This window comes from Nitrospirota bacterium, assembly GCA_040754395.1.
Taxonomy (GTDB): Bacteria; Nitrospirota; Thermodesulfovibrionia; order Thermodesulfovibrionales; family SM23-35; genus JBFMCL01.
Genome location: JBFMCL010000001.1, coordinates 116,577 through 141,142, shown reverse-complemented (window position 1 = coordinate 141,142; position 24,566 = coordinate 116,577). Strand labels below are relative to the sequence as shown.

Below are 24,566 nucleotides of genomic sequence, written 5' to 3'. Positions count from 1 at the left end.
GATTATTCCTGATTCATCGTATTCCCGGGGGGTCCGTACCCTCCTCCCCCCGGTGTTTCAATAATTATCGCATCTCCCGGACAGACTTCAAGAACAGCCCTGTGACCAAGAACTTCACTGCTGCCGTCAGCCTTTTTCAGCATATTCACGCCTTTTTTGCCCGGCTTTCCCCCTCTGATTCCGTAAGGAGGATAAATTCTTCTTTCGGAGAGAATCGCAACGATTGCGTGCCTTAGGAACTGTATCTCCCTGATTACCCCGTCACCGCCGGGAAACTTCCCGTTGCCACCGGAATTTTTCCGCAGGGTAAACCGTTCGAGCCTTACCCCCGGATGCCGGAATTCCAGGATTTCAGGGTCGGTAATCCTCGTATTGGTCATATGTACCTGGATACCTGAGGCTCCCCTGCATCCATCGATTGCCCCGGCTCCTCCGGCTATGGTCTCATAATATGGCTGCTCCCCGTTGACCTGAAAAAGCAGGTTATTCATCGTTCCCTGGGATGCCGAAGCAATGCCGAATGCACCGAGAAGGACATCAACGACCCGCTGGGAAGTTTCCACATTGCCGGTTGCCACAGGAGACGGATATGCAGGGGCAAGTAATGTTCCCGCGGGGATAATCATTTCAACAGGATTGAGGCAACCGCTGTTCAGCGGGATGTCAGCACCCGTAATCACCCTGAGCACATACAGGACTGCAGAACGGGTAACAGAGACCGGTGCGTTCAGATTATCGTTCCGGATGCTGCGTACCGGTGCCGGTAAAATCTACGGTGATCGTGAGCGTGGAAGGAGGGTCATCCCCTCCGTCAATTGATACTGTTGCCTTCACAGGAGTCCCGTCGTCCAGATGATCTGCAAATGCTCCGAAGAAATTGTTATCGTGCCCAAGAAACTTCTGAAGAGCTTTTTTAACCGCGTACTCGGCATTATCCTGAATGTGTCCCATGTACTCAGTCAGGACGGAGCATCTTCCTTAGTGGGTCCGCCCTCATCAGCGAGTCGCTGGAACGACCGAAGCAGAAAGAATCTCGTCTTATCATCTGAGATTGTCACACACCTTTCAGAGATGACCTGTTTACCAGACGTTTGAGTTATTTATCGCTGAATTTTGGTAATTTATTTCTAATCTGTGACTAATCATATAATAGGTTAATTATGCTTTCACGAATAATTCAAGAATTTGTTAAATATCCCATAAGATTTAGTAAGAATATTATAGTATCCAAAAAAAGATGATTTGGAACTTTAAAAAACATCAATAGTTCAGGAGGAGGAATAACTATGTTTACGAAAAGACATTGGCTTTTGGAAGCAGTAATAACTATCGTTTGTCTTGTACTGTTTCCCAACCAACAGGTTATAGCAGCGGAAGTAACTGAGGAAAGAATAGCAGATGGCTTTGCAGTAACAACGCCTAAGGTTGTTGAGGAAGAGAAAGAGGTTGCCCAAATGCCATCGCCTTTCTCACCGGAAGTTGAAGCATTTATTGAGAACACTGAATTTGTTAAGGCAAGCAATCTTCCAGACAGGAATGAATCAGTTGAAGCGTTACGTGCGTACCTCGAAGAAGTTGAGAAGGTAAAACATTCAATTAAGCGCCGGGGTTTTGGTGAGCCGATAGATACAGAAGGCGAGTCTATAGTAGTATGGCTTGAGAAGTCAGTGGGACGATTGCTTTCTATGAGAGATAAGTATCCTGAAAGTCGCCATCTTTATGAAGGGTTAGGTAGAATCTATAGGGAATTATACTACCATAGCCAGAGAAAAGAATACCTGGAGAAGGCGGCTGATGCATTTACACAGGCTGAGGATCTGGGAGCTGTGCATGCAATAGAGGGCAACCCCTTTATAGGGATGCACTACGTAGATGAGATGACCGAAGTCCTTTCCATCGTGGGTGATCGCAAACGGGTGGATAAATATTTTTCTCGGTTGATAACCCCAACTATAACCTACACATATCTCAATTATGCTAAGGTACTTTCCAAGCTAAATGATCCAAAGGCGGAAGAATTTTTTGAGAAGGTTTTAACCATAAGGCAGGATGGGGACATTAATCCCGTCGTGGAATATGCAGAGTATCTGTTAGACAGAGGGAAAAATAAGGAGGCATTATGTATACTGCAACAACTTAACCCTTCTGAAGATTATTCTTATACTTACTTTCTCAAGGGCTTTGCATTGGAAAGAATGGGCAAGCTCAAAAAGGCAGAAGAGGAATACAAAAAATACTTGAAATTCAGTGATACTGGCGGCTATAGAGCACCTTTACCAACAAAATATAAAATTCCTGGGAGTAAGCTTCAAAAGGATATCTTTTTTAAAAGTGAAAATTCAAAAGATGGTGAGAGTTTGAAATCTGGTACAGTATCAGCTGCAGATATAAGAGACACATCTCCATATTGCAGTTCAACCGATTGGGCATGTAAAGCTAGATACTATATGGTCTGGACTATTAATGGAGAGGCTGAAAAGGCTGGTTCCTTCGGTTCAGGTACTGTTGGGATGATGCGTGCAGTCGGCTGGAATATCAGAACCCGGGTAAATATTTTGAGTGGTACCATAGATTGCGTTGGGACTCAATATTGTTTCCATAACGCACCTGGCTATACAATTCCTGCTGGTGATGTAACTGCTCTACACAAGCGTTATTATTACGTTATAGAGAAAGGAGTCTATGAGGGATTGAAGATTGGCAGTTACACTTCGGGCTCCGCAAAAGTATATGAGGATGTATTTAATGGTAGAGTACCAGACCCTATTGCTGGGAAATGCCTTTATGGAACTATGAGTGGTGAAAAATGCAATGGAACATGCACATCTTCTGGAATCTGGAATTCTTTTTGGGCTTCTCAAAGTGGACAAGAATTTAGAGCAGGTAAACTTGAGTGGTATTGGAACCCGCAGTGGGGAACTGATGGTTGTTATAGATTTGTTCCAATGTATTCACCAACGGGTGCCTACTGCGGTATTAATTGCTGGAAAGAAAGAGGAGTGATATGTCCTGTTGTAAAGAAGCTTGATTACTCACCTTATAGGTTGTGTAGCGGAGGGTATACCAACTATCCATACAATGGTCCTGTTTATGGAAATTTCTTTTGGAGTTTCAACAGATAATGAATTTACTAAGAAGATTCAACACCTGTCCAGTTTTTCCCAGCCAGCTCTGAAATCACTAAAGCCAATCAGTGCTGGGCAGCAGATATAACGTATCTGCCGATGTATAGGGGATTCTGCTATCTTATAGCGATCATGGACTGGGCAAGCTGCCGGGTACTGGCATGGAGGGCAACGATGTCGGTAAAAGTCCCGCCCCTGTCGATCGCAAACCGCCATCTGTGTTTCTGTTCAGTCATGAGTATTCATTGCGGAATCGATTTCCAGGAACAACTATAACGCAAAAACCGGATCCGTTCAAATCTGAATGTCCCAAATAGGGGATACGCATTTCAACTGTTTAATACCTGTTGCATAACAGGCGCTTGTTTTATTATGCTGCCATCGCAAGGAAGAGTGAAATGAGGCCGTGTCGATCTCGTTGTGAAAAACGGGCCTGGGCGAAAATACTCTCTCCTGTCATCGTACACACAGTTTTTGAATAATCGGAGCGAGACTGCCTGCCACTAGCCCCCCCACAATTTACTGGTTTCGGCACGCAAAAGTTGATAGTATTACATTGTGGGAATAAAAAGGCAGCATCAACGGTATTTGGTGAAACTGCCCGCAGAAATACACTTCCGGGATTATATGATTCAGGGAATCACCGTGAGGGTATCTCAAAAAGGCTTTTTTATCAGATCTCAGAGAAACTTTCCTGTAGGGACATCAGTCGCAATCAACCTAAGACTGCTGGATGACAGTGTGTGCAGGTTGCACGGCATAGTCAAATATGTCCGCAATGTCAATTTGATAGAACGCAAAAACGGGATGGGTATTGAACTGACCCAGGGAGACCCAAGATTCTCTGAGTTCATGAAATCTTTGCAGAATTAGCAGCTTCTATGCATCACCAAGCCACTTTTTCAGGGTGTTCATGTCTTTCTCATTCAGGTCAAGTGTCGGTGTCTTTGCCTCCCCCGAAAGCTGTGCCATTACTTTCCACATTTCTGTTCTCACAATCCCGTAGGAATCGGCAAAACTCTGGAGGTTCTGTTCCATCTGCGGCATAACAGTCATCATATCGCGTGATGCCTCTTCGAATCTGCCAAGTCTCGCATAGGACACCCCCCGTGCAAACATTGCCATGCCAAAGTCGGTCTTGAGTTCCAGTGCCCTCGTAAAATCTGCCACTGCATTTTCAAATTCCACCTTCATCATGTATGCCATGCCGCGATACAAATAGGCCCTCGGGCTTTGACTGTTGGCGTTTGCAGCCTGACTGAAATCATCAACCGCCTTGTCTATTTCCTGCATTTTGATATAGGCGACTCCGCGGCTCAAATAGCATATATACGGGTCTGCCCCTGCTTCGAGAGCTTTTGTAAAGGCATCAGCGCTTTCTGCATCCTTGCCTTCAGCGAGAAGCACCTGCGCCTGCTTCAGCAGTTCCTGGGAATCCATAATACGCCTCCTTTAAAACTTTTATTTAAGTATGTTTATATAAACATATAAGATTTTAATAAAACAAGAAACGCATGCATCGATGGTACGCACTGCAAATGGTGCAACGGGTTAGCATCCTTAAAGTGCATATCATATACATGTGAAAAAAACAGACTGAGTGATATCAGATTTCAAAAATGACAGGGATAAACGGTCCTTCCAGAAGCATCTGATTCATGGCTGCGGGTTCCCGTCATCATGGATGCTTTGTCTAGATGACTCACGTGCGATACGCAGCCCCTCAATCAAGACCAGCACAAATACTACGGTGAATCCTATCAGGACTCCCACAGGATTGATCAGTTTTGCTATGACCAGCACAATCAGGATACAGGCGAGGATAAAAAACCTGACCAGACTTAGAAAAATCACCTTGCCGCTCGGACTGGGGTGACTGCCGAAATCCCTCAGTCCCCAGGCGAGTCCTTTCAGGTTTGCGAGACCGAGGATGCCTCCGACAAGAATACTGACCGGAAACTTTTTCCATTCCATGAGCGCTGAGAGAGAGGCCAGCGCAACGAGAATGGGGATGCCCTGCTTATAAATTCTTTTTATCTGAATCACGGTCTGCTTTCCTGGCCATCAGGTAGAGTTCTTTAAACCCTGCAATGATGCCGAATATGAGAAAAATGACTGTCAGCCAGGGCTTTGTATGCCAGCCGAACCATCTGTCCATAAGATAATCGAGGCCATACCCCATTGCGAGGCCGATAAAGGTGGATAAGACAAGATGCAGCCCGACAATCCATGCCTGCATATACTCCCTGAAATTAGAAAAACCCATATTCTTTTCCTTTCTAAGATTTTAGCACAGGCATGGAATAAATAAACCGGATAAAACGACTGAAACGACATAATTACAAAGGGAGTGCTTACCTGAGTGCAGTGAATGACCTGTATGCGGCCTTCACGGTTTTCTCGATATCGTGCGGGGTATGGGCGAGGGATATGAATCCGGACTCAAACTGTGACGGTGCGAGATATACACCGTGTTCGAGCATGGAAGCAAAAAACCTGGAGAACCGCGCAGTGTCGGAAGTCTTTGCAGTTGCATAGTCGACTACATCGGTGTTGGTAAAATAGGTGCAGAACATAGTGCCGGCACGGTAGAATCGGGTACTGACTCCGGATGATTTTGCAGCATCTCTGAGTCCGCGCTCAAGGAGTGCGGCGGTATTTTCAAGTTTCCTGTATGTATCCTTTCTGGCGAGAATCTTCAGGGTCTCAATCCCGGCAGTCATCGCGAGCGGATTCCCGGAGAGTGTGCCTGCCTGGTATACAGGGCCTTCAGGTGACACCATTGACATGATCTCCTTTTTCCCGCCATACGCACCGACAGGAAGACCGCCTCCGATAACCTTGCCAAGGCAGGTCATATCAGGCGTGATTCCGAAGGATTCCTGTGCTCCTCCATATGATACCCTGAACCCTGTCATCACCTCGTCAAATATCAGGACAATGCCGTGATCATTGGTCAATCTCCTGAGAGATTCGAGGAACCCGGGCTTCGGGAGCACGCAGCCTATGTTTCCGACGACAGGTTCAAGAATGACACAGGCAAGGGATTTCCATTCATTCCTGATAACTGAGGTGAGCGCGCTGATATCATTGAAAGGCAGTGTTATTGTATTTTTTGCATATGATTTCGGGACACCCGGACTATCCGGAACACCGAAGGTTGTTGCACCGGAGCCGGCTTTTACGAGCAGTCCGTCGGCATGTCCGTGATAGCATCCCTCAAATTTTATTATCTTATCCCTTCCGGTAAATCCGCGCGCAACCCTAATGGCGCTCATGGTTGCCTCTGTGCCGGAATTTACCATCCTCACCTTGTCCATTGAAGGATAGGCTTTCAGGACCAGTTCAGCAAGCTGGATTTCGAGGGAAGTGGGCGCACCATAACTTGTGCCATTTTCCACAGCCTTCTTGAGGGCGCTGACAACCTTTGCGTGCGCGTGCCCGAGGATAAGGGGACCCCAGGAAAGCACATAGTCTATGTAGACATTGCCGTCCACATCATAGAGCTTTGATCCTTTTGCCTTCCGGATGAATACCGGATTTCCTCCGACAGCCCTGAAAGCCCGGACAGGGCTGTTGACACCGCCCGGGATTAGCGTGCCTGCTTTTTGGAACAATGTATGAGATTTCTTCCGCACCATGGGAATACCGGTAAATTCAGTTACTCTATCACAAAAATTTTTATGTGTCAAAAAGAATGTATCTTATGCTATAAAAGTAAAATTCATCGAACAGGAGGAGTTCATGAGAAAGTTATTGGTTCTTGTCTTCAGCATTTCCCTCCTTGCTGCGTGTGCACAAAAGGGGGAACAGAAAGGGCCTTATCTCGCAAAGGTCGGAAATACAAAAATCACACAGAATGATCTCGAAAGGGAATTCAAGAATCTTCCCGATTTTGCACAGAAGATGTTCGAGGACAGTAAGGGCAAGGAGCAGTTTCTCGACGAGCTTATCAAGAAGGAAATGCTGTATCAGGAGGCGGTAAAGAGGGGGCTTGACAAAGACACTGAATTCCAGAAAAAGGTTGAAGAGTTCAGGAAACTGACGCTCATCAGCCAGCTCCTCGAAAAAGAGATCGAGGAGAAGACAAAGGTTACGGAAAAGGACGTAAAGGATTATTATGAAAAACACAAGGAGGAACTCGCATCTGTCAGCCAGATCAGGGCCAGCCATATCCTGGTAAAGACCGAAGAGGAAGCGAAAAAGGTACAGGAAAGACTCAAGAAAGGTGAGGATTTTTCCGCACTTGCAAAGAAGCTTTCGATAGACCCCGGTTCCGCGCCCAATGGCGGGGATCTCGGATTCTTCTCCGCAGGCCAGATGGTTCCGGAGTTCGAATCAGCAGCGGCAAAACTGAAACCCGGAGAAGTAAGCGGGCCTGTGAAAACAAGGTTCGGATACCATCTCATCAAGACAACAGACAAGAAAATGGGGAAACCGGTAGAGTTTGACAAGATTCAGCATGTGCTGATGCAGCGACTTTCCGCCGAAAAACAGAAAGAGTTTTTTGATACGTATATCGAGGACCTGAAAAAAGCCTACAAGGTTGAGATAAACAGGGACGCGGTTTCCAAACTCGGCGCAGCGGAGGAAAAGCAGGAAAAACCGGGTCAGGAAGCTGAACCGCAACAGAAGCCGAAACAGGAAACAGGCAAGAAATAGGGATCGCCATCCCCGGGCATTCGTTTATTGTCCCGGATTCCCGGGATGATATTTTATTCATGGAGAAATATACCGTCCTTGATATATCAGGTGATGTCGGACTCAGAGCGTTCGGGAGGAGCAGCAAAGAGGCGTTCGTTAATGCCGCAGCCGGCATGTACAGCCTGATTACAGACCCCGATTTTATAAAAGAAAAAGAAACAGTCACGCCGGCGGTTGAAAGCCATTCCCTCGACGGGCTCCTGGTTTCATGGCTGAATGAACTGATATTTCATTTCGATGCGTATGGCTTTATAGGAAAGACCATCCACATCAATGAGCTGGTCTGCGAAGATGGCCAGCCGGAGAGCGAACAGACCTGCAGGCTCACAGCTGTCATATCCGGGGAAAAATTTGATCCTGAACGACATGACGGAAAGCTTCTCATTAAGGCAGCAACCTACCACATGCTCAGAGTAGAAAAGCCCGCGGACATCTGGGAAATCGACGTAATCTTTGATATATAGTCTTGTCTTTTCCGGGCGCTGCTGTGCAAGGTAATTATGAATAATCCGCATAAAGACAGCGATCAAACTATGCGGGGGTGTGTTTCGCAGCTAATGTTGCAGCTTTCTTTTTTTCTGCTCATACATCAGCGTGTCGGCCTGGGATATCAGTTCTTCCACAGAACAGGGGAATTCAGGATCATAATGAGCGATACCGATACTCAGAGCGAGTGCATAGTGCCTTTGTGACGCCCTGTTATGCAAATCCAGATTTTCCTTCAGCCGGTTTGCAAGCAGATCGCAGTATGACTCATTCGTCTCCAGTGCAAGGACGACAAATTCATCCCCGCCGACCCTGGCAACGATGTCGGAATCCCGGAATGTCTCCTTCAGGATACGTGCGGTCTTCTTCAGGGCAAGGTCGCCTTCGTGGTGACCATGGGTATCGTTGATCTGTTTCATGCCGTCCAGGTCTGCAAAGAGCATCAGCATTCCCCTCTTCATCCGGTCGGCTATCCTGAGCTGCTGTTGGGCAAGGGCCATGAGCCCCCTCCTGTTGTACAACCCGGTAAGCTCGTCATGAAGCGACATAGCCTTCAGTTCTTCTTCCGCTTTTTTCCGTGAGGTTATGTCTCTCAGTATGCCGATTGCATTCCATTTCTCGTTCAGTCTTACTGATGAGATTGACAGGGATATCGGGAATTCAGTGCTGTCTTTCCGGATCGCCGACAACTCAGAGGTTTTCCCGATGAGCGGGCCAAATCCCGTTAACTGGAAACTGCTGATACCTTTTCTGGAAGCCTCCCGATACTGAACGGGAACGAGATGCTCATGTATTTTCTGCCCGACGATTTCCTCTGTTGTATAGCCGAATATCTGCTCTGCGGCATTGTTCCAGAATGAAATGGTTCCCTCATCGTCAACCATGATAATCGCGTCTTTGGCAGAGGAACTGATGGTCCTGAACTTCTCCTCGCTCTCCCTGAGTGCCATCTCCGCCTCTTTGCTCTTAGTGATATCCTTGTCAACCCCCCGGTATCCCTTAAATATCCCCGATTCATCGATGACCGGGACGCCATTGGTGAGAAGACATACTTTTCTGCCGTCTTTGCGGATGTTCCAGTTCTCCAGATCCCTGATCATATCCTTGTTCCTGACTATTTCCGAGAATATTTTGCCCACCCTTTCGGCTTCATCCGAAGGCATGAAATCGAAAGGAGTCTTGCCGAGGATATCTTCCGGGACATATCCCAAAACATCTTTTACCTTGTCTGAACAGTACGTATACCTGCCTTCTTCATTCACCTCCCAAACCCAATCTGCCATACTGAAGGAAATATCCTTGAAACGCTCCTCGCTTTCTTTCAGTTCTCTCTCGACTTCCCTGCGATGAGTGATTTCCTTGTTCACACTCTCTATCATTTCATTGTAGACATGCTTCAGCGCTTCCAGCAGTTCAACCTCCGAACTTCCCGTCACCCGTGCGCTCAGGTCCCCTTTTGAGACCCTGTGCATCACATCAAAGTGTTCCGCAAGGGAGATGGCAAATTCATGGGACTGGTCCACAATCTGCCCGATCTTCCGGGCTGTGGTATTCACCGCATGTTTCAGTATTCTGATCAGTTCAATCTTTGAAATCTCGGAAACCCTCACCGAAGGGTCTCCTGCTGCTATCCTGTCAAGCGCTTCAAAGACTTCCGACATCCCGGATTCCAGCTCTCTGTTTATCTCGTTCAGTTGCTGGGTGCCATGTGCGGCCATCTTCCTGTATTCCCGGAACTGTGTGCTGAAAATCTTGTAGGTTTTTTTCAGGCCGGCAGCGTCCAGATTCTTTTTGAATACCGTGCAGTCGATACATATCTCTAACTTATCGATGAACTTTCCCTGGAGCGCATCCCTGCAGCAGGTGCCGGAAACAAGCCAGCAATTCAGGTTTCTCGCCCTGTAAGCCGGACATTGTTTCATGCCACACCGGAATACCTGCCAGCATTTCACTTTCCGTTTAGTTGTTTTTGAAGGTTGAGTGTCCGGATGCGCGGCTTCTTTCATGGCAGGAATCTTTTCATGCATATGCCTTTTCTCATGATTAATGTATATAATAAAAAATGAATTATTACAACCACAAGGAATTCCTGAATTTTCAGAAAGGGACCCCATGTCTTTTGAGAAACTGAGGAGAATAGACGGTACAAGGATAGAGATTCCGGTTGACTACCGGCAGGGAATGCGGGTTAAGGGAATCATCTACGTCGATGATGTTCTTGAGAAGGAACTGGAAGTCCAGTCGGTAGACCAGGTTGCGAACGTCTCAATGCTGCCCGGGATTGTCGGGGCATCAATGGCGATGCCTGATGTCCATACCGGCTACGGGTTTGCGATCGGCGGGGTTGCAGCATTTGATCTGAAGGAAGGAATCGTCTCGCCGGGTGGCGTCGGATACGATATCAACTGCGGGGTTCGCCTGTTGCGAAGCAGCCTCAATAAGGAAGATGTCCTGCCGAAGATGAAAGACCTTATAAGTGTCCTGTACAATGAGATTCCGTCAGGTGTCGGCTCAAAAGGCAAGGTGCGGCTCAATGCGGAAGACGAAAAAAAGATACTGCGGAAAGGCGCTCGCTGGGCTGTTGAACAGGGGTTTGGAGATGCCGGAGACCTCGAAAAGACAGAATCAAACGGATGCATTGATGGAGCGGACCCCTCCCTGATCAGCAAAAAGGCATATGAGCGGGGCAGGGCACAGCAGGGGACCCTGGGATCAGGAAATCATTTCCTCGAAATACAGTACGTCGATGAGATCTATGATGAAGAAGCGGCTGGCAGCCTCGGTTTTTTCAGGGATCAGGTTACTGTAATGATTCACACGGGCTCGCGTGGTTTCGGTCATCAGGTCTGTACGGACTTTCTCGAGGTGATGGAGAGGGCTGCGGGCAAATACCGCATAACACTGCCTGACAAGGAACTTGCATGCGCTCCGTTTGAAAGTCCCGAGGCAAAGGATTATCTTGCGGCAATGCGAGCTGCGGCAAACTATGCCTGGGCAAACAGACAGTGTATCATGCACTGGGCAAGGGAGACGTTTTCCCGGGTATTCAGTCTTTCTCCGAGACAGCTCGGGATGGGACTCGTGTATGATGTTGCACACAATATCGCAAAAATAGAGGAACATACCGTAAGCGGAAAACCCATGAAACTGATTGTCCACAGAAAGGGTGCTACGAGAGCATTCCCTCCCGGCCACCCTGAATTACCCGCAATCTATAAGGCCACGGGCCAGCCGGTACTGATACCGGGTGATATGGGAAGAGCATCATATGTGCTCCTTGGCACCGAGAAGGCGATGCAGGAGACGTTCGGTTCGACCTGCCACGGGGCGGGCAGAGTTATGTCGAGGCACCAGGCGATAAAAAAGGCAAAAGGACGCGCGATCTGGAGGGAAATGGAAGACAAGGGGATAATTGTCAGGGCCGCCGGTCGTGAAACACTCGCAGAGGAGATGTCGGAGGCGTACAAGGACATCTCGAATGTCGTGGATGTTGTCCATAATGCAGGCATTTCCAGAAAAGTTGTAAGGCTCAGGCCTCTCGGTGTGATCAAGGGATAGCGAAAAATCTTTCTGTCTCTCCTGTTGCCTCTCCTTATCGTTTTCCGCAGGATATATCTGCACGAAACCCGCAGTCCGCAGTATCTGCAAAACCTCTTCTTATATCTTATGTTATAAATTTATTAATTAATCTTATTAGACCGTTCCGGATAATCTATGTTACCTTCCTTGAAAAATATTCAGACAATTCAAGCCCCTCAAAGGGGAGGGAGGTGAAGATCTCAGGAAAGTATACGTACCGGAGAGAGGCGGTTTTCTGGAACAAAATCAAAGGAGGCATAATGAAACGATCATTCGCAAGCAAAGCAATCTTTTCTCAGGAATTCAGAAAATATCTGACAGTGCTGTGCATCGTGTTTTCAGCTTTCTGTGTCCTGCTCATGACGCAGAAAGACGTATCCGCCACTGAATTTGGCGGTGGCGCCTATCCAAACGGGGCCGAGTGTTTTATGGCCGGAGCTGTTCCTCCTCCCGGCACCTATTTCCTGAACTATCTCACGTATTATTCTGCCGACAAGTTCAAGGTCGAGGACGGCCCGGACCCGGATTTCGATCTGAGTGTTGTCGCCAATACCTTCCGCCTGATCCATGTCACCAAACATCAGATCCTCGGCGGTTTCTGGGGAATGCATGTGTTTGTTCCGCTCGTGTATATGGATGTTGAAATGATGGGAACAAGCGATGACCAGTTCAGCCTCGGAGACATTATTGTGAACCCGTTTATTCTCTCCTGGCATTCAAAGAACTTCCATGCCGCCACAGGAGTTGATGTCTATATCCCGACCGGGAAGTTCGACAAAAAGGACCTGGCAAATGTCGGAAGGAATTACTGGACGTTTGAACCAATCATTGCCTTTACCTATGTCAGTGACGGCGGGTTCGAGGTATCAAGCAAGTTCATGTATGACTTCAATACGGAAAACAGTGACACTGATTACAAATCCGGGCAGGAATTCCATTTTGACTATCTCGTCGGGTATAAGTTTGATTCATGGGGAATTGGTCTGAGCGGGTATTACTACAAACAGATCACCGATGATGAAATTGACGGAGACGAGGTCCCGGGCGGCTTCAAAGGGCAGGTGTTCGCTGTCGGTCCGTCGATCAAGTATGACCACAAGAATGTGACCCTGAACCTCAAGTATCAGAAAGAGATGAGTGTCGAGAACAAGCCGGAAGGCGACAAAGTCTGGTTTAAACTGGTGTATGCCTTTTAATCTGGGAAGGAACGGGCACGGGAATTAATCAGTTGTTTTGCTGAAGGAACCCGCATCAGGATAGCCGGATACGGGTTCCTTTTTTTTCTTTACTGCAGTATGAGGTATGCCAGAACGGCGCTTGCGAAAATCACGATGCATCCCGGAATCATCAGCCTGTACATTCCCCACAGATCGGCCTTGAAATATTCCCTTGTCAGCACAAGGCAGATATGCACGGGAGAGAGAAGGACGCCCAGAAATCCGGATACGAATGCAAAAGATATTGCACCGGCCGAAGCATGTCCCGCAATGCTTATTAAGAGGGGAAAGGTTCCACCCACAAAACCAACTGTTATGCCGGTAAGTATCCCGGTAATAAAAGGAAGGAGAAACAGAATCGGCATTACAGGAATCCCCTCATTGAGGAAGAACCTGCTCAGGTTGATGACAGCGCCTGAATGCTCCATCGCTTCCTTGAACAACATCACCCCGATTATCAGGAAGATGACGTCAGCAGAGAACCCGTGTCTGAAAGCCGCAAACATAGCCTTCAGACTGTAACGGTAAAAGATGAGCAACAGCAGGACAACAGCTATTAGGGCATAATGCAGCTCAATGCGGAATGCCACCACAAGCAGCAGGACAGCAACGAACGGCAGGAAACTCCACAGGTTTTTTCCTGGTGCATGTTCTGCCGCTTCAACCGAACCCTTCATCCCGTGCATTGAAAAGACAAAGCCGGTGATGAGCATGAGTACTGCGTAAATGAGGTTGACGGTAATGAGGTCGTACAACTCTATTCTGGATATGGCTGACGCAAGGAGTATCCCGGGATACAACGGAAGGATAAATTCCCATGGATGTCGGAACCAGTAGTTGATGAATCCTTTTTCCTCGGGGCTTATGCTGATGTCACTCGTTGTTTCTGCAACCATCGGGGCGGAAAAATACGCTCCTCCTACTGAAGGCATAAGCCCTATCAGCAGAGGCATCGAAACGGTAACGATCTTTCTGTTCCTGAATAGTGCTTTCACGGCATTCATCATATCCGCAAGTACGGCATGCTCCCTGAGGATCATCTCGAAAATCCTGATGAACGACAGGGCAAGGAGCAATTTGATTGTAACTGGACTGAGGATAGCCTGCTGCACTGTTTCACCTATCGAGGCGAATGGCATACGGTAAAACAGAAACAGTCCGGCAGAGGCAATGAGCATAACGAGACCAATGTGGATTTTTTTTCTCAGCAGTATCAGTATGAGCGCAAAGATAAGGGATATCTTTAGTAAATCCTGCATTTATCATTGTAGCATATCCATTTTTTCTGCTGGCAGAACAAGGGTTTTTGATGAGACATATAATCTACACACCTGTGGTAAAAAGGATACAGAACCGTCTGATCGCATGTATGCATACATGCAGATGCTTATTTTCTTGAGCAAATACTTTTTTCTAATGATTTCAATATATTGTAACGTTGCTGCGGCGCCCCTGAATGGCATGAAACATCTGGCCTCTTTCTTGCTTTTATTTCCGGAAAAGCTTGACAAACCTGTCAGGGAGTGAGAGAAATTTCTTGACAAATTTGTGCGAGTAATGATATAAATTTTGCAGATTTATTTTGAAAAAAAAAGACGTTAGGAAGCATAGAAGAGCATTCAGATGGCAGACGGCCTTCGGTGAAGGCCCCAACTATTTGAAGAGGAGGTGATAAATCGAGTTATCATAATTTCAGAGAAGATATACAGAGTAAGGCCGTCATTGGCGGCGATAGAATGAAGAGGATTAAAAACTCTGCAATCTAAATTAAGGAGGGTTAACAAGTGAGAAAATATCTGGCAGTATTACTTGGAGTAATCTTTATTTTAAGCTTGTCTGTTACTGCCTATGCGATCCATGAACCGGATCAGCCCCAGGAGACAGTAATCTCCGCGGGCGGTTCTAAGATTACCCTGGGCGGTAAAATCATCTCAAGGGGATGGTACGACCACAATGTAGGCATAGTTGAGACAGACTCAGGCGATTATCTCCTCCCGGTTGAATCAAATTCTGAGGCGATTTATTTTACTAACGTATACTTGATGGTTGATGCAAAAATCACCGACAACGTTCAGGCATATGTGGAACTCGAAACTGCGGCAGGCGATACCTCAGACACCAGTGGCGTGTATTACTGGGGCTCCCTGGATTCAAAACCGAATTCAAGGGTCGTTATCCGTCAGGCATGGATGCAGTATACCGGTTCAGGCCTTCTTGGCATGCCAGCCGGTGTAAAACTCGGCCATACCCTTATTACCCTTGGTGAGAAAATCTGGTTCGACACTTCAAGGTTCGGTACAGACGGGATCCTCGTGTGGGTAGACCCGATGAAAGAACTTCATCTCGTACTCCACACTCTGAAGCTGAACGAAGGTTCTGTATCTCCCGGCACGATCAGCCACTCCGATGACCTTGATGCATACGGTATTGTCGGTTCCTACATGCTTGACAAGGACAATACCCTTGGCATGCATTTCACCTGGGTGAAGAGCGATGTCGCAGGCGAAGATCCTGAAGAACTCAATATTTACAACTTTGCAGTGCATGGCAATGGTAAAATTGCAGGTCTGAGCTATGCAGCAGAGGCTGATTTCCAGTTCGGCAAGATCAAAATGACGACCGAAGAAGATATGAAATTCAAGGGATGGGGCGCGATCGCGAAGCTCGGCTATATGCTCGACCCGGTCAATATCAGGGCATCTTTTGCCTATGGTAGTGGTGACAGTGATGCTGAAGACAACGACATCAAAGAGTTCCAGACTGTGGTAACAACTCCTGGTGACGGGACCGGACCGGTCGCAAGGTTTGCCCATTACACATCTATTTATGAGCGCCTGATCAAAACCGCAGCACACAACCAGGTGCTCACCGGAAACGAGCTTGGCACCGGAATTGCCAACACCACGTTTTACAACCTCGGCTTTGATATTAAGCCGCTCAAAGAGCTCAGCATCTCGCTCGACGGGTACCTCCTCAGGGCATCAAAGACCGATCTCTGGGAAGCTGAAACAGGCGAGAGCGTAAACAAGAATATCGGCTGGGAAATTGACACCAAGATATCCTACAAGCTTGCCAAGAACCTCACCTACTTCATCGAAGCCGGTGTATTCAAGCCGAACGATTTTTACCAGGACGCATTTGACATCAGTGAAAAGACCACCACAATGGCAGTTCACGGATTATCGCTTACTTTCTAATCATTGCGTCATGTAGCTGTTTGACAGGGGCGGGTCGTGCAGACCCGCCCTTTTTATTGTCTTTTCCGATTCTTTTCTGATAAACTGAATTTTGCTTTTACCCCGCAGTGTCATTCATGAAATTGTATGGTAAACATGGCGGATAGGGCATGTGCAAGGTGCTGTCCCGGAAATGTTCGGAATCTTTCGGATTCGGGACTTCTCACCGGACGAATATGAGAAATGACATGCTGTCAATCAGTGCCGCCATTTGCCGAACTGCAAATCCGGGAAAGATTTTCGTATGCAGTGAGCGTAACGAAAGGGAGTATGTACAGCAGAATCCTTAGCGGGATACAAAACAGGAAGATACTGGTTATCGGAGACCTGATCCTTGACCGGTATATCTGGGGAAGGGTCAGCAGGATATCCCCGGAGGCGCCGGTGCCGATTGTGGAGGTAACCAGTGAAAATTATCTCCTTGGCGGGGCAGCAAACGTGGCGCATAATATCGCCTCACTCGGTGGCCACGCAACCGTAGCGGGTGTGGCAGGTCGTGACCGGGGCGGTGAAATCCTCAGCGGTATGCTTGCAGAACGAGGATTGAGGAGTGAGGGCGTGTTGTACGGCTCACGGCCCACGACAATGAAAACGCGGGTCATTGCGCACAGCCAGCAGGTTGTGAGGTTCGACAGGGAGGACAAAAACAGGGTAGAGGGAAAACTCCTCAATAATCTCATGGAATATCTGCAGAGGGAAATTCCTCTGCATGATGCAGTAATTGTCTCTGACTACAAAAAGGGGGTGGTTTCGGCTGAACTTGTCAAGGCAGTGCTGAAAAGGGCGAAGCCGGAAAAAATCTTTGTCGCGGTCGACCCGAAGATCGGCCATTTCCACTGCTATCGGAAAGTGTCTCTCGTCACGCCGAACCTGCATGAGGCGTCCAGTGCCTCGGGCATAGAGATCAGGGATGAAAAGTCCCTGATAAAGGCAGGGAAGGCACTCCTGAAAAAACTCGGATGCGGCGCGGTACTGATTACACGGGGCGAGCATGGCATGAGTCTTTTTCAGAAGGACAGGGCAGTCCATATCCCTACCGCAGCAAAGAATGTATTCGATGTCACGGGTGCCGGAGATACTGTCATCGCAACATTTACTCTTGCGTATTCAGCAGGCGCGAGCATGGAAGAATCTGCAGTCATCGCAAATCATGCAGCCGGGATAGTGGTTGGTGAAGTCGGAACAGCAGTAGTCACTCCGGATCAGTTGAAAAGCTCATTGAAAACCTATCAGGGGTTGCAGGTCAGAGAATCTTCTTTCGCCTGACGCTTTCTCGTCCGATTCATTAATTAATAATTTATTATGGGAAAAGCAATCGCATTACTCTCAGGTGGCCTCGACAGTACCCTTGCGATACTGATCATGCGAAGACAGGGGATCGGGATAGAAGCGATAAAATTTCTGACACCGTTTGACTGCGCGGTCTCTGATGGAGCCTCGCCGCTGAGAGACCCATCGGCAGTTGCAGCGAAATATGATTTTCATGTCAGGACATGCCGTTTAGGTGAGCAGTTTATCGAGATGGTCAGGAACCCGTCGCACGGGTATGGAAAGAACATGAACCCGTGTATCGACTGCAGGATCCTTATGCTCAGAGAGGCGAAAGAACTCCTCGCTGAGGTGGAAGCGGATTTTATCGTCACCGGCGAGGTGCTCGGCCAGAGGCCGATGAGCCAGAGAAAGGAAATACTGTATCATATCGACAAAGAGGCAGGGGTTCCCGGTCTTGTGATGAGGCCGCTCAGTGCGCATCTTCTGAAAATCACCCTGCCGGAGGCAAGGGGGGTAGTTGACAGAGAAAAGCTTTACGGTTTCAGCGGCCGGTCGAGAAAGCCGCAGATGGCGCTTGCAGAGGAGTTCGGCCTTACGGATTATCCGGCACCCGCCGGCGGCTGTCTTCTCACGGAGCAGAACTATGCCCGAAAACTCAGAGATTTGCTGCTGCATTCGCCTTTTCCTGCAAGGAGAGAGATTGACCTCCTGAGGACAGGGCGACATTTCAGGTTCTCCCCTGAATGCAAAATCATTGTCGGACGGGATGCGACCGAAAACTCCGTCATTGAGTCTTTATCGTCAGATCACGACTGTATTATGAAAGTAGAGGCAGCCGGAAGTCCGACAACTCTGGTGACCGGAAAGCTTTCCGATGAGGCCCTGAAGACTGCGGCAGGCATTTGCGCACGATACTCTGATGCAAAACATCTCCCTGAGGTGGAAGTGACAATCACGAAGGAGGGGATGACGGTCAGGATGAAAGTCTCTCCGGCGGGCAGGGAGACCCTTGAAAGACTGCGCATCTCATAAGAGAGCGTTACAGCCTCACAGGAACTCGCCTTGCACGCAGAAATTCCTTTGCTTCTCTTATCGTATATTCCCTGTAATGAAAAATGGATGCAGCAAGTACCGCATCTGCCTTTCCTTCGGCCAGCGCCTCGTAGAGATGTTCAAGATTGCCTGCCCCGCCCGAAGCGATTACCGGGATAGACACTGATTCGGAAATAGCACGGGTGAGTTCGATATCATATCCGTCCTTTGTGCCATCCTTGTCCATACTCGTCAGCATGATCTCCCCGGCACCGAGTTCTTCCATTTTCTTTGCCCATTTCACTGCGTCGATCATCTTCATCATTCTTCCGCCGTGCGTGGAGATGGCCCATGTCAATCCGTTCGTTTCCCCTTTTCCAGAAAGCACAGAGACGACGGGGGGGGAGGCGGCCGGACCGAGACAGACTTCCTGAAGGGAAGGATCGGAAAACCAGTCTTCACCGGTTGCGTCAGAGAAATCAGCACCTGCCCTTTTTGCGTCAATTGCGACAACGATACACTGGCTTCCGAACTTTTCCGCAGCCCTGCTGATAAAATGCGGGTCCTTCACCGCTGTTGTGTTGATTGACACCTTGTCACATCCTGCATTCAGGAGGGCCCTGATGTCATCGAGCGTCTTGATGCCTCCTCCGACGGTAAGTGGCATAAATACATCCTCTGCGGTTTTCCTGACAACTTCGAGGATGATTTCTCTTTTTTCATGCGACGCGGTAATATCGAGAAATATCAGCTCATCCGCACCCTGATCATCATAAAATTTTGCATTCTCGACCGGATCACCTGCATCGCGGAGGTTGACGAAACTGACCCCCTTCACCACACGGCCATCCTTTACATCAAGACACGGTATGATGCGTTTGGCCAACATCACGCGCCCTCTGCGATACTGATGGCTTCCCTGAGGTCAAGTGATCCCGTATAGATTGCCTTGCCGGTGATCGCGCCCCAAAGTCCCTCTATCTGCAGCAAATTCCTGATATCCTCTATTCCGGAGATTCCGCCTGATGCGATGACAGGGATTCCGACGCTTTTGACCATTTCCCGTGTAGCTTCTATATTCGGACCGGTAAGCATTCCATCCCTGCTGATGTCCGTATAGATAATGCCGGCCACTCCCATGGTCTCCAGACGATTCGCCAATTCGCCTGCCTTGAGCGTGGTAACTTCCTCCCATCCCTTAATTGCGACCATGCCGTCTTTTGCGTCGATGCCTATCAGCACCCTGCCGGGATATTTTGTGCATGCATCCGTCAGGAATTCAGGGTCTTCTATTGCAGCGGTTCCAATGATGGCCCGGTCGATGCCTGCCGAGAAAAGGTTCATGAGGTTGCCCATGTTCCTGATTCCGCCCCCGACCTGCAGGGGAATCTTTACCGACTTCCTGATCTGCGTGATCGCGCTGAGGTTTTTCTGACTGCCTGAAAACGCGCCGTCAAGATCCACGACATGAAGCAGCTTCGCCCCGCAGGATTCCCACTTTTGTGCGGTATTTGCCGGGTTATCCGAATACACCGTGACCGCATCCTTTTTTCCCTGGAGCAGCCTTACGCAATTGCCGTCTTTCAAATCTATCGCTGGAATAACGCGCATCAATTAATATAACATAAAAGAAATACAGTCTTTGACAACCGGAGGAGCACATGTTCTCAAGAACGATGGTATTCTGCATGTTATTCATGACAATGATTGCTGTGACCGCGTCCGCCGAACCGTTTCAGATTCCTGAACGATTTGTGTATGACCTTACCTGGACAGGTATCAAGGCGGGTACCGCCTCACTCGAAATGAAGAATACCGGGGAAAAGATGAAAATCATCTCCACCGCACGGTCAGCACAATGGGTATCGGTCTTTTATACGGTTGATGACAGAATCGAGAGCACACTCGCCGTGAACCCCTCGGTTTCGTCTTTCGGACAGTCCGAAAACTACCGAATAAAAATCAGGGAGGGGAGACACAGGAGGGACAAGGAGGTAATTTTCAACCATAAGCATAACAGGGCCTATTACACTGACTATCTCAAGAAAGAGAAAAAGGAGTATACGGTGCCGGCCTCTGTGCTGGATCCGATAGCGAGTTTCTATTACCTCAGAACCCTCAGGCTTGTGGTGGGAGAGTCTGTCTACGTAACCGTTTTCGATAGCAAGAAAGTCTGGAATGTCGAAGTAAAGGTTCTGAGGAAAGAAAAAGTACGCCTGCCCGTCGGGACATTCAACACCGTTGTGGTCCAGCCCTTAATGCAGTCGGAAGGGATCTTCTCCAGGAAAGGCGAAATATACATTTGGCTCACCGATGACGCGAAGCATATCCCCGTGATGATGCAGACAAAAGTTGCGGTAGGACATATCACCGCAACCCTGGTTCAGGGCATATACTAAGGTTTCCTGTCCCCCCGGTTACTTTTCTATAATCAGGCAATTGTATATACTATGTAGCAGCCATGCAGATTCTGAAGAAGATCCTTCAACTTACAAGACCCTACTGGCCGAGAATCTTTGCCGGCATTCTCCTGAGCGTAACGGTATCCGGAATAACCGGTGCGATTGCGTGGCTGGTGAAGCCTGCAATCGACGAAGTAATAGTCGGGAAAAAGTACGAGTACTTCATACTCCTTGCGGTAGGGGTTTTTCTGCTTTTCACGATAAAGGGGTTCCTGAGTTTCGGCCAGTCCTACCTAATGAAGTCTGCGGGGATGAAACTTGTCAGGGAAACGAGGACGCGACTGTATAACCATATCCTGAACCTGCCGGTAGGATATTTCAGCAGGGAATCCTCGGGAGTGATCACATCAAAAGTCATGTATGATGTCGAGCTGCTCAACGGGCTGATCTCTGATGTCATGAAAACATTTTTTATTGAAGTCCCCACGGTCCTGTTTCTCCTGAGTGTAGCGCTTTACAGAAAATGGGATCTGACGCTCCTGAGCCTCATCCTGTTGCCGCTCGTTGCCTACAGTACCAGAAAGTTCGGTAGAGGGGTAAAAAAGCAGAGAAAAGAGGCACAGAAAAAGCTCTCATTTCTCACTCACAGAATAGGAGAAAGCGTTTTCGGTGCAAGGATCATCAAGATTTTTAACCGGGAACAAACCATGAGCGAAAGATTCAGGGCTGACAACCAGAGATATTACCGGGAGCTTCTGCGGGTGATAAGACTGAAGGAATTCACCAAACTTGTCATTGATGTGGTAACCGGGACCGGAATAGCTGCGGTTCTCGCATACGGCGGAATGATGATCAGGGACGGGGTGATGACCGCAGGCGATTTCGGGTCTATCCTTGCCGCGGTCTATCTGATGTTTTCACCGATTAAAAAGCTGGGAGAGGCTTACAGCACCTTGCAGGAATCAAGGGCGTCCATCGAGAGGATTGATGCGCTTACTGACGTGCAGCACGAGCAGGGAGGCGCAAAAAAACTGGACAGTTTCAGGAAGTCCATAGCGTTCGAAAACGTCTCGTTTCTTTTTCCCGGGAATAATATCCCGGTGCTGACAGGGGTGAATCTGGAAATACACAGGGGAGAGATCATTGCAATCGTCGGACGGAGCGGTGTGGGCAAGTCAACCATGGTTGATCTGATCCCGAAATTTCACAGTCCCTCAGGCGGTGTGCTGAAGATAGACGGGATAAATATCGAAGAAATCGAACTCCGTTCTCTCAGGGAACAGATAGGCATCGTGAGCCAGGACGTTATCCTCTTCAATGACACGGTAAAGGAAAATATTGCGTTCGGCAGACAGGGAGCGTCAGAAGAAGAAATACTGTATGCCGCGAAAATGGCATACGCAGACGAATTTATCCGGGAACTGCCTGAAAAATACAATACTGTTATCGGGGATAGAGGGCTGAAGCTTTCAGGCGGCCAGCGGCAGAGGATTGCGATCGCAAGGGCAATCCTGAAGAACCCCCCGATCCTCATCCTTGACGAAGCAACGTCCTCGCTCGATTCGGTTTCGGAGGCCCTCGTTCAGAAGGCGCTCGATATGCTCATGAAGGGCAGGACAACTATAGTCATTGCACACAGGCTGTCCACAATCAGGCACGCGGACAGAATCCTGATCCTTGATAAGGGGGAAATAGCGGACATCGGCAGGCATGAAGACCTGATCGAAAAAAATGCCACATACAGGGAACTGTACAACGCATTTTCTTAGCGGGGTCAGCGTATCAGTTCCTTCTCTTGCAGGAAATGCAGTATTCTGGCTACGCTCTCCCCCACACTCAGCGTATCCGTCTCAAGGAGTATCTCCGGGTTCTCCGGTGGTTCATAGGGGTCTGATACCCCGGTAAAGTTTTGAATCTCACCGCAGCGGGCTTTCCGGTACATTCCCTTGGGGTCTCTCGACTCGCATACCTCAAGGCGGCATTTCAGATACACCTCAATGTAGTCACCTTCCCCGAACATCCGTCTTACCATCAGCCTGTCGGCCCTGTAGGGTGAGGCAAATGCAGCTATCGTCAGTATCCCTGCATCCGCAAACAGTTTTCCGACTTCCCCGATCCTCCTGAGGTTCTCCTTCCGGTCAGAAGCCGAAAACCCCAGGTCTCTGCACAGGCCCTGTCTGACATTATCGCCGTCAAGCACAAATGTCCTCACGCCTTCCTGCATGAGCCTGTGCTCAAGCTCATGTGCAATGGTCGATTTTCCGGAACCGGGCAGCCCGGTGATCCAGACAAGGGAAGAACGGTGTCTGTTCAGTTTCCATCTGTCTTCTCTGGTTACCTTGCTTTTGTGTGTGATGGTATTGTGTGTCGTATTCTCCATATCTCTGTTACGGGAAGCCTCCTTTCATGCAGTATGATGTCGCCATCTTGCGGGAGTTCAGGCAATCCCCTTCCTGATCCTCCTGCGGCGCTTGAGTTTGTTGACTATTTTCCCCCGGATGGTCTCCTCGATGCCGGAGACAACGTGCTCCGCGATGTTCATTTTTCTTGCGGCCGTTCCGTATCGCAGGGAATATCCGAGTGACTGGAGCAGGTTCCCCCCGATACTCTCAAATATCTCGACCTGCCTCGGCGTCAAATCTTTTTCCCATGCGTGTATCCTTTCGACCTCAGGCGCTTTGCCGAGGAGTGAGTGCTGTGATGCGGTATACGCCGGCACCTTGAATCCGGTCCCCCTGAGCATCCCGTCCTGAAAGTCAATGCCGGCAAACCGGCATATATCTGTGAGGGTCTGTTCAGGCTGCCGGATCAGTTTCTCATATTTCACCTGCATGATCCGTTCATGTCCCAGGACAGATTCCGCCGCAAGGTAGTGAGAGACCTTTCTGACCCAGGAAACAGCGGCCCTGTCTATGGTATTTGCACCCCAGTCCAGGCGCATAATAGAGGCTGCAACTGCCCTTCCGTCCCTAACGATGTGCAGGAATTTTGCATCAGGAAAAAGCCCGGTAAGGATATCCGCATGCTCAATATTCGCGGGGGTATGGTCAATCCAGACATGAGCGTCCGGCTTGCCCGCTTTTTCTGCATAGCCCTTCACAAGCCAGAGTATGAGGTCAGGATAAGAACCGACCTCAGGGCCCGGAACAGGGGGGGGTATTTCAAGGTTCCATACCCTGAATCTCCAGCTGTTCCTGATCATGGCGAAGGCGGTGGCAATGTCAATTTTCGCACTCCCTTTCTTCCCCAAGTTCCGGAAGACCCGCGCCTTGAAAGGGGACTCCGGCGTGCAGATACACCGGGGATGAGCCCCCAGCATCGCCCCCAGCAGGGTCGTGCCGCTCCGGGGATGTCCGCTTATGAAAACCGGTAACACAATATCCCGTATCTTACTGAGAGAGTTTCGCTCATGAACTCTCCATTATGGATAAAAAACGCGTGATTATGCAAATACAATATCCTTTATAGTATAATTGAACCGTTCAAATCAGGCTATACACGCAGTACTGCCTG

At 48.7% G+C, this 24,566-nt stretch carries 23 protein-coding genes and 2 pseudogenes; 12 read left to right on the top strand and 13 right to left on the bottom strand.

The genetic code is table 11. From position 1 onward, the window contains the following. Nucleotides 1-2 precede the first annotated feature (2 nt). Both AB1552_00660 and AB1552_00655 read right to left on the bottom strand, forming a co-directional pair. Entirely contained in the window at nucleotides 3-689 is a 687-nt protein-coding gene (locus AB1552_00660) for a hydantoinase B/oxoprolinase family protein (GenBank protein ID MEW6052286.1), read from the bottom strand. Between the two features lie 43 nt (nucleotides 690-732). Continuing rightward, nucleotides 733-951 carry a hydantoinase B/oxoprolinase family protein gene (locus tag AB1552_00655; GenBank protein MEW6052285.1) on the bottom strand — a complete coding sequence of 73 codons (219 nt, stop codon included), beginning with the start codon at nucleotides 949-951 and terminating at the stop codon, nucleotides 733-735. Between the two features lie 335 nt (nucleotides 952-1,286). Between AB1552_00655 and AB1552_00650 the strand changes: the two genes are divergently transcribed. After that, nucleotides 1,287-3,122: a tetratricopeptide repeat protein gene (locus tag AB1552_00650; protein ID MEW6052284.1), complete on the top strand. Its 1,836-nt coding sequence runs from the start codon at nucleotides 1,287-1,289 to the stop codon at nucleotides 3,120-3,122. A gap of 51 nt (nucleotides 3,123-3,173) precedes the next feature. Beyond that, a pseudogene (locus tag AB1552_00645) lies at nucleotides 3,174-3,299 on the top strand (DDE-type integrase/transposase/recombinase). Here the strand turns inward: AB1552_00645 and AB1552_00640 are convergent. Continuing rightward, nucleotides 3,299-3,361, bottom strand: a pseudogene (locus tag AB1552_00640) (hypothetical protein). The pseudogenes AB1552_00645 and AB1552_00640 overlap by 1 nt on opposite strands. A gap of 322 nt (nucleotides 3,362-3,683) precedes the next feature. Here AB1552_00640 and AB1552_00635 point away from each other — a divergent pair. After that, the gene (locus AB1552_00635) at nucleotides 3,684-3,998 is read left to right on the top strand and encodes a PilZ domain-containing protein (protein ID MEW6052283.1); all 315 of its coding nucleotides are present in this window, start codon (nucleotides 3,684-3,686) and stop codon (nucleotides 3,996-3,998) included. A gap of 6 nt (nucleotides 3,999-4,004) precedes the next feature. Here the strand turns inward: AB1552_00635 and AB1552_00630 are convergent, their stop codons facing one another. From AB1552_00630 to hemL, 4 genes are all read right to left on the bottom strand, one after another. Continuing rightward, the gene (locus tag AB1552_00630; protein MEW6052282.1) at nucleotides 4,005-4,565 is read right to left on the bottom strand and encodes a tetratricopeptide repeat protein; all 561 of its coding nucleotides are present in this window, start codon (nucleotides 4,563-4,565) and stop codon (nucleotides 4,005-4,007) included. A gap of 216 nt (nucleotides 4,566-4,781) precedes the next feature. Then, nucleotides 4,782-5,171 (bottom strand): hypothetical protein, encoded by a 390-nt coding sequence (locus AB1552_00625; protein MEW6052281.1) that lies wholly within the window; start codon nucleotides 5,169-5,171, stop codon nucleotides 4,782-4,784. After that, entirely contained in the window at nucleotides 5,146-5,391 is a 246-nt protein-coding gene (locus AB1552_00620) for an AtpZ/AtpI family protein (protein ID MEW6052280.1), read from the bottom strand. The genes AB1552_00625 and AB1552_00620 overlap by 26 nt, the downstream gene beginning before the upstream one ends. A gap of 88 nt (nucleotides 5,392-5,479) precedes the next feature. Continuing rightward, the gene (gene hemL, locus AB1552_00615; protein ID MEW6052279.1) at nucleotides 5,480-6,766 is read right to left on the bottom strand and encodes a glutamate-1-semialdehyde 2,1-aminomutase; all 1,287 of its coding nucleotides are present in this window, start codon (nucleotides 6,764-6,766) and stop codon (nucleotides 5,480-5,482) included. Nucleotides 6,767-6,869: 103 nt separating this feature from the next. On the opposite strand from hemL, the gene AB1552_00610 reads away from it, so the two are divergent. Both AB1552_00610 and AB1552_00605 read left to right on the top strand, forming a co-directional pair. Further along, a complete protein-coding gene (locus AB1552_00610; GenBank protein ID MEW6052278.1) occupies nucleotides 6,870-7,787 on the top strand; it encodes a peptidylprolyl isomerase in 918 nt (305 codons plus the stop codon). 59 nt (nucleotides 7,788-7,846) lie between these two features. Next, a complete protein-coding gene (locus AB1552_00605; GenBank protein ID MEW6052277.1) occupies nucleotides 7,847-8,293 on the top strand; it encodes an archease in 447 nt (148 codons plus the stop codon). A 90-nt stretch (nucleotides 8,294-8,383) separates the two neighbouring features. Here the strand turns inward: AB1552_00605 and AB1552_00600 are convergent, their stop codons facing one another. Beyond that, nucleotides 8,384-10,342: a PAS domain S-box protein gene (locus AB1552_00600; GenBank protein MEW6052276.1), complete on the bottom strand. Its 1,959-nt coding sequence runs from the start codon at nucleotides 10,340-10,342 to the stop codon at nucleotides 8,384-8,386. Between the two features lie 85 nt (nucleotides 10,343-10,427). Here AB1552_00600 and AB1552_00595 point away from each other — a divergent pair, with 85 nt between their 5' ends. Next, nucleotides 10,428-11,873: an RtcB family protein gene (locus AB1552_00595; GenBank protein MEW6052275.1), complete on the top strand. Its 1,446-nt coding sequence runs from the start codon at nucleotides 10,428-10,430 to the stop codon at nucleotides 11,871-11,873. A gap of 281 nt (nucleotides 11,874-12,154) precedes the next feature. Continuing rightward, entirely contained in the window at nucleotides 12,155-13,090 is a 936-nt protein-coding gene (locus AB1552_00590) for a transporter (GenBank protein ID MEW6052274.1), read from the top strand. An 89-nt stretch (nucleotides 13,091-13,179) separates the two neighbouring features. Here AB1552_00590 and AB1552_00585 read toward each other — a convergent pair whose 3' ends face one another. Further along, on the bottom strand, nucleotides 13,180-14,370 hold the full coding sequence (locus AB1552_00585) for a DUF401 family protein (protein ID MEW6052273.1): 1,191 nt from the start codon (nucleotides 14,368-14,370) through the stop codon (nucleotides 13,180-13,182). Nucleotides 14,371-14,895: 525 nt separating this feature from the next. On the opposite strand from AB1552_00585, the gene AB1552_00580 reads away from it, so the two are divergent. From AB1552_00580 to AB1552_00570, 3 genes are all read left to right on the top strand, one after another. Then, the gene (locus AB1552_00580) at nucleotides 14,896-16,308 is read left to right on the top strand and encodes an alginate export family protein (protein MEW6052272.1); all 1,413 of its coding nucleotides are present in this window, start codon (nucleotides 14,896-14,898) and stop codon (nucleotides 16,306-16,308) included. Nucleotides 16,309-16,617: 309 nt separating this feature from the next. Continuing rightward, nucleotides 16,618-17,613 (top strand): D-glycero-beta-D-manno-heptose-7-phosphate kinase, encoded by a 996-nt coding sequence (gene rfaE1, locus AB1552_00575; protein MEW6052271.1) that lies wholly within the window; start codon nucleotides 16,618-16,620, stop codon nucleotides 17,611-17,613. 36 nt (nucleotides 17,614-17,649) lie between these two features. Further along, nucleotides 17,650-18,651: a hypothetical protein gene (locus AB1552_00570; GenBank protein MEW6052270.1), complete on the top strand. Its 1,002-nt coding sequence runs from the start codon at nucleotides 17,650-17,652 to the stop codon at nucleotides 18,649-18,651. 7 nt (nucleotides 18,652-18,658) lie between these two features. Here AB1552_00570 and hisF read toward each other — a convergent pair whose 3' ends face one another. Further along, nucleotides 18,659-19,540 (bottom strand): imidazole glycerol phosphate synthase subunit HisF, encoded by an 882-nt coding sequence (gene hisF / locus AB1552_00565; GenBank protein MEW6052269.1) that lies wholly within the window; start codon nucleotides 19,538-19,540, stop codon nucleotides 18,659-18,661. Beyond that, entirely contained in the window at nucleotides 19,540-20,262 is a 723-nt protein-coding gene (hisA, locus tag AB1552_00560) for a 1-(5-phosphoribosyl)-5-[(5-phosphoribosylamino)methylideneamino]imidazole-4-carboxamide isomerase (protein ID MEW6052268.1), read from the bottom strand. The genes hisF and hisA overlap by 1 nt, the downstream gene beginning before the upstream one ends. Nucleotides 20,263-20,312: 50 nt before the next feature. Between hisA and AB1552_00555 the strand changes: the two genes are divergently transcribed. Together AB1552_00555 and AB1552_00550 are read left to right on the top strand one after the other, a co-directional pair. Further along, nucleotides 20,313-21,050, top strand: a complete 738-nt coding sequence (locus tag AB1552_00555; GenBank protein ID MEW6052267.1) for a DUF3108 domain-containing protein — start codon at nucleotides 20,313-20,315, stop codon at nucleotides 21,048-21,050. A gap of 62 nt (nucleotides 21,051-21,112) precedes the next feature. Continuing rightward, complete coding sequence (locus tag AB1552_00550) at nucleotides 21,113-22,822, top strand: ABC transporter ATP-binding protein (GenBank protein MEW6052266.1); 1,710 nt, start codon at nucleotides 21,113-21,115, stop codon at nucleotides 22,820-22,822. Nucleotides 22,823-22,827: 5 nt separating this feature from the next. On the opposite strand, the gene cysC is transcribed toward AB1552_00550, so the two are convergent. Then, nucleotides 22,828-23,433, bottom strand: coding sequence for an adenylyl-sulfate kinase (cysC, locus tag AB1552_00545; protein ID MEW6052265.1), 606 nt, complete (start codon nucleotides 23,431-23,433; stop codon nucleotides 22,828-22,830). A gap of 57 nt (nucleotides 23,434-23,490) precedes the next feature. Continuing rightward, entirely contained in the window at nucleotides 23,491-24,429 is a 939-nt protein-coding gene (locus AB1552_00540) for a sulfotransferase (protein MEW6052264.1), read from the bottom strand. Nucleotides 24,430-24,566 lie beyond the last annotated feature (137 nt).

Coding starts and splice junctions, on each gene's coding strand:
- AB1552_00655 (MEW6052285.1), bottom strand. CDS start 951: ATGGGACACATTCAGGATAATGCCGAGTACGCGGTTAAAAAAGCTCTT.
- AB1552_00650 (MEW6052284.1), top strand. CDS start 1,287: ATGTTTACGAAAAGACATTGGCTTTTGGAAGCAGTAATAACTATCGTT.
- AB1552_00630 (MEW6052282.1), bottom strand. CDS start 4,565: ATGGATTCCCAGGAACTGCTGAAGCAGGCGCAGGTGCTTCTCGCTGAA.
- AB1552_00620 (MEW6052280.1), bottom strand. CDS start 5,391: ATGGGTTTTTCTAATTTCAGGGAGTATATGCAGGCATGGATTGTCGGG.
- hemL (MEW6052279.1), bottom strand. CDS start 6,766: ATGGTGCGGAAGAAATCTCATACATTGTTCCAAAAAGCAGGCACGCTA.
- AB1552_00610 (MEW6052278.1), top strand. CDS start 6,870: ATGAGAAAGTTATTGGTTCTTGTCTTCAGCATTTCCCTCCTTGCTGCG.
- AB1552_00605 (MEW6052277.1), top strand. CDS start 7,847: ATGGAGAAATATACCGTCCTTGATATATCAGGTGATGTCGGACTCAGA.
- AB1552_00600 (MEW6052276.1), bottom strand. CDS start 10,342: ATGCATGAAAAGATTCCTGCCATGAAAGAAGCCGCGCATCCGGACACT.
- AB1552_00595 (MEW6052275.1), top strand. CDS start 10,428: ATGTCTTTTGAGAAACTGAGGAGAATAGACGGTACAAGGATAGAGATT.
- AB1552_00590 (MEW6052274.1), top strand. CDS start 12,155: ATGAAACGATCATTCGCAAGCAAAGCAATCTTTTCTCAGGAATTCAGA.
- AB1552_00585 (MEW6052273.1), bottom strand. CDS start 14,370: ATGCAGGATTTACTAAAGATATCCCTTATCTTTGCGCTCATACTGATA.
- rfaE1 (MEW6052271.1), top strand. CDS start 16,618: ATGTACAGCAGAATCCTTAGCGGGATACAAAACAGGAAGATACTGGTT.
- AB1552_00570 (MEW6052270.1), top strand. CDS start 17,650: ATGGGAAAAGCAATCGCATTACTCTCAGGTGGCCTCGACAGTACCCTT.
- hisF (MEW6052269.1), bottom strand. CDS start 19,540: ATGTTGGCCAAACGCATCATACCGTGTCTTGATGTAAAGGATGGCCGT.
- hisA (MEW6052268.1), bottom strand. CDS start 20,262: ATGCGCGTTATTCCAGCGATAGATTTGAAAGACGGCAATTGCGTAAGG.
- AB1552_00555 (MEW6052267.1), top strand. CDS start 20,313: ATGTTCTCAAGAACGATGGTATTCTGCATGTTATTCATGACAATGATT.
- AB1552_00550 (MEW6052266.1), top strand. CDS start 21,113: ATGCAGATTCTGAAGAAGATCCTTCAACTTACAAGACCCTACTGGCCG.
- cysC (MEW6052265.1), bottom strand. CDS start 23,433: ATGGAGAATACGACACACAATACCATCACACACAAAAGCAAGGTAACC.